We start from the raw sequence: 3,640 nt of genomic DNA, 5'->3' as shown, positions 1-3,640 counted from the left end.
TTCACAGCCAAAATCAAGAAGCCTATGTTCGATGGCATTGCGCACGTATTCAGATGTAAGTTCAACACCTTCATTATAAAGTACACCATCAGATTCTGATGCATTTGAAATCAGATTTACTGCTGTATCCATTGCTTTTTCACAGGCATTCTGGACTGTTTCGATATTTGCTATTTCTGATTCACTTTTTTTTGTCCTCATATCTTTGAAAGGGCTTTTTATGGGCATGAACCAGAACCCCTGCTCTTTAAGGGTTTGCGCAATGAAAAATGGGAAGTTGTGCGGCACACCAATTTTTCTGATTCCTTCTTTACCAAGAAGCTCACCGAGTGTGTCACTGAAAGCAATAGATGGGTCAGACCTGGATTTTATTTTGGACCGATAATCATAATCCTGCGTTGTTCTTATATTTGTTATCCGTGATTCGTTCTCAGCTCGTCCACGCTCCATTTCTGATACCAGTAATATTTCATCCCCACTGTTTGTCTGCAAATATGTGAACTTATCAGATGCAAAAAAACCGGTTGTATAATACATATCAGCATTATGAGATTCGCCGATCATTATATAGGCATCGAGTCCTTTTTTTGAAAGTGTGTTCGAGATATCCATATTATTTTTTTCCTGAATTTGCTTCATGTAATCTGATTTATTGATACTAATACAAATTTGTTGTTAAAATTGATTTACTGTTAATTATAAAATCGAAAATGTTATATGTTAATACTTTTGTAGGTTTTAGTAATACTGAATTGAATAAAAGTATATTTATCAAAGGAGGTAAGAAATTGAAAAAAAGCGTAATGTTAATACTTTGTACAATAGGTTTTGTGCTGTGCTTTACAGGTGTTGCAAGTGCTCATTTCACAATGGTATTTCCCGGTGGAGATACGGATGTAACACCAAAAGATTACATAGCTGAAAAGGGTGAAACAAAAGAGATTGTGCTGGTATGGGGACATCCCTATGAGCATATAATGTTTGATTTTCCGGGTGATGAACCTGTAGTTAATGTCACAAAACCTGATGGTAGTGTTGTTGAACTATCACCAGAAAAAACTACTGTAAAGGAAAAAAAAGCCTATCAAGTATCATATACCGTTGACCAGAGAGGAGACCATATTCTATCCGTCAAACTGGAAACTGAAGAACACGGCCTGGTAGATTATACAAAAGCAGTTATCCATTCAGGAACTGAAGCCTGGAAAGGATGGGATACAGAAACTGGACAGAAAACCGAAATTATGCCATATATGAGACCTTATGGAATGGAAGAAGGGTTTGTGTTCTCAGGAAAAGCTTTGTATAACAAAGAACCATTACCCAACGCCACTGTAGAGGTTGAAGAATATCACAAAGAATCCACTGCAAAAGAAATAGTAAAATCTGCAGAGGATAAATATTCTAATGACCCACCCATGGTTTTTACAAGAGTTGCAAAAACCAATGAAAATGGAGATTTCATGTACACACTTGACGAAACGGGTATCTGGTTTGTAGGTGCTACAAAAGAAATCGAAGACGGACTGGATAAAAGAGGAGTATTTATTTTACCTGTAATTGAAGAGTTCCCCGCAGAAAACACATCCACACCATCTGATTCTGCAACTGAACAGTCAACGACTGATAAGGATTCATCTTCAAATGAACAGGAGACAACCAGCCTTCCAGGGTTTGGATTCCTAATTGCTGCAGCAGGGATCATTGGTGCAGTGGCAATTGGAACCGGCAGGATTAAGAAAAACTAAATAATATCTATGGGCACTTAAGCCCATTATTTTTTGGAGAGATTAGCAATGGTTCATATATCAGACGGTGTTCTGTCATTCCCTGTAGTTGCATTCGGATGGGTTCTAAGCTTTATAATAATAGGCGTGACTCTTTGGTGGAGTGAAAAACACGGTGATATAGCCGAGCAAATCCCTAAACTATCTGTTATCACTGCAGCCTTTTTTGTAGCATCATTAATACATATTCCACTGGGCTTCACAAGTGTTCACCTTATGCTCAACGGTATTGTTGGTGTTATTCTTGGAATTCTTTCATTCCCTGCAATATTTACCGGAGTTTCACTACAAGCATTTTTGTTCCAACATGGTGGTGTTACAACCATAGGCATAAATACCGTTATACTCGGGATTCCCGCACTAATCTCATACGGTATTTTTAAAACAGGTGTTAAACGATTACCATTTAGAAATAAAATAGAATCTTTGTTTGGAGGTATCAGTGGAGGATTTGCGGTTATAATTTCAGTTGTATTCCTTGTATTCAGTTTTATGCTAACAGGAGAAGAATTAACAACTCCTGCAAGTCTTATAGCGATAGGACATATACCTATTATGATAATAGAAGGTCTGGTTGCAGTATCTATAGTTGCATTTTTGCTTAAAGTAAAACCCGAATTATTACCTGTTAAAGGTGGTGGGAAAAATGAATAAATTAAATTGGTTGAGCATATTAATATTACTACTGATTCTGGCTATGTCTCTTACACATACCGTATCTGCCCATAGGGTACATGTAGAGAGCCAGATTAATGAGATACAGATAAAATCATGGTATGGAGGAGGAGAATCCATAGAAAAAGCTGATGTTAAAGTATATACAATTGAAAACGGTAAAGAAGAGATATATATTGAAGGGACAACCGATGAAGATGGTGCATACAATTTTTCACCAAAAATGGGTGTATCAGAATACAGGGTAGTAGTGAAATCCGATGGTCACAGAGGAGATAAAACCATAAACCTATCAGATACAGGATTGCCTGAACAAAATAATGAGGATCCCATATACACAAAAATTATTTCTGGATTTGGGTATCTTGCAGGCCTTGCAGGCGCAGGAATGCTATATATGAACTGGAAACGATATAATAAAGGAGAGGAGAAAAATAATTAATGGAATATCCTGAAATTGATAAATATTCTTCACTTGAATCCCCAATCCACAATTTTGACCCCAGAACAAAGATAATTACATTCACATTACTTATATTCTCATCTGTTTTTGTAGAAGACATCAGGTTTGCTGCTCTGGCATTAATTGCAGCTTTCATACTGCTTATTATTTCAAAACTGCCTTTTAAATTTATATTCAACCATGTTAAATGGGTATCCCTGTTCATCCTCCCTTTTCTAATAATAATGCCCTTTACCGTCGATGGTGATGTTTTGGTAAATATTAGCTATATAACAGTGACCCATGAAGGCATTACCTATGGATTTCTTATTACTGTTAGAGCTTTTACAGCAATTCTACTGGTATTTACAATGCTTGGAACAATGAGATTTGATACCACAATCAAAGCGTTACATATGCTAAAAATCCCAAATCCGCTGGTACAGATGCTTATGTTTACCTATCGTTACATATTTGTTTTCCTTGATGAATTCCAGAGGATGTGGACTGCAATGACATCCAAGGGATTTAAACCCGGTTTAAACATTTCTTCGATATCAAAAATCGGTAAATCCGTAGGAATGCTTGTTGTCAAAAGTTATGAAAGGGCTCAAAGAGTATATCAGGCTATGCTTTCCAAAGGGTATACAGGAAACCCCAATACAATAGTAAAATTCAATATAAAAACCAGAGATTACCTGATAACATTTTTGATTATAAGTTTTGCAGTCGTTTT

Annotated in this window: 5 protein-coding genes; 4 read left to right on the top strand and 1 reads right to left on the bottom strand. The window is 36.4% G+C overall.

Annotated elements, in window-relative coordinates; translation table 11 throughout:
• A partial coding sequence (locus QZ276_RS00225) for an aminopeptidase P family N-terminal domain-containing protein (RefSeq protein WP_292484187.1) occupies window positions 1-612 on the bottom strand: 612 nt, incomplete at its 3' end.
• A gap of 176 nt (window positions 613-788) precedes the next feature.
• Between QZ276_RS00225 and QZ276_RS00220 the strand changes: the two genes are divergently transcribed.
• From QZ276_RS00220 to cbiQ, 4 genes are all read left to right on the top strand, one after another.
• Complete coding sequence (locus QZ276_RS00220; protein ID WP_292484185.1) at window positions 789-1,748, top strand: DUF4198 domain-containing protein; 960 nt, start codon at window positions 789-791, stop codon at window positions 1,746-1,748.
• Window positions 1,749-1,796: 48 nt separating this feature from the next.
• Complete coding sequence (gene cbiM / locus QZ276_RS00215) at window positions 1,797-2,441, top strand: cobalt transporter CbiM (protein WP_292484183.1); 645 nt, start codon at window positions 1,797-1,799, stop codon at window positions 2,439-2,441.
• Complete coding sequence (locus tag QZ276_RS00210; protein WP_292484181.1) at window positions 2,434-2,904, top strand: hypothetical protein; 471 nt, start codon at window positions 2,434-2,436, stop codon at window positions 2,902-2,904. The genes cbiM and QZ276_RS00210 overlap by 8 nt, the downstream gene beginning before the upstream one ends.
• The coding region (gene cbiQ, locus QZ276_RS00205) for a cobalt ECF transporter T component CbiQ (RefSeq protein WP_292484179.1) at window positions 2,904-3,640 on the top strand (737 nt) is incomplete at its 3' end. The genes QZ276_RS00210 and cbiQ, both read left to right, overlap by 1 nt.

It is taken from the genome of Methanohalobium sp. (assembly GCF_018609725.1).
Lineage (GTDB): Archaea > Halobacteriota > Methanosarcinia > Methanosarcinales > Methanosarcinaceae > Methanohalobium.
The sequence above is the reverse complement of the archived record's forward strand: the minus strand, read 5'-3'. Positions and strand labels throughout refer to the sequence as shown.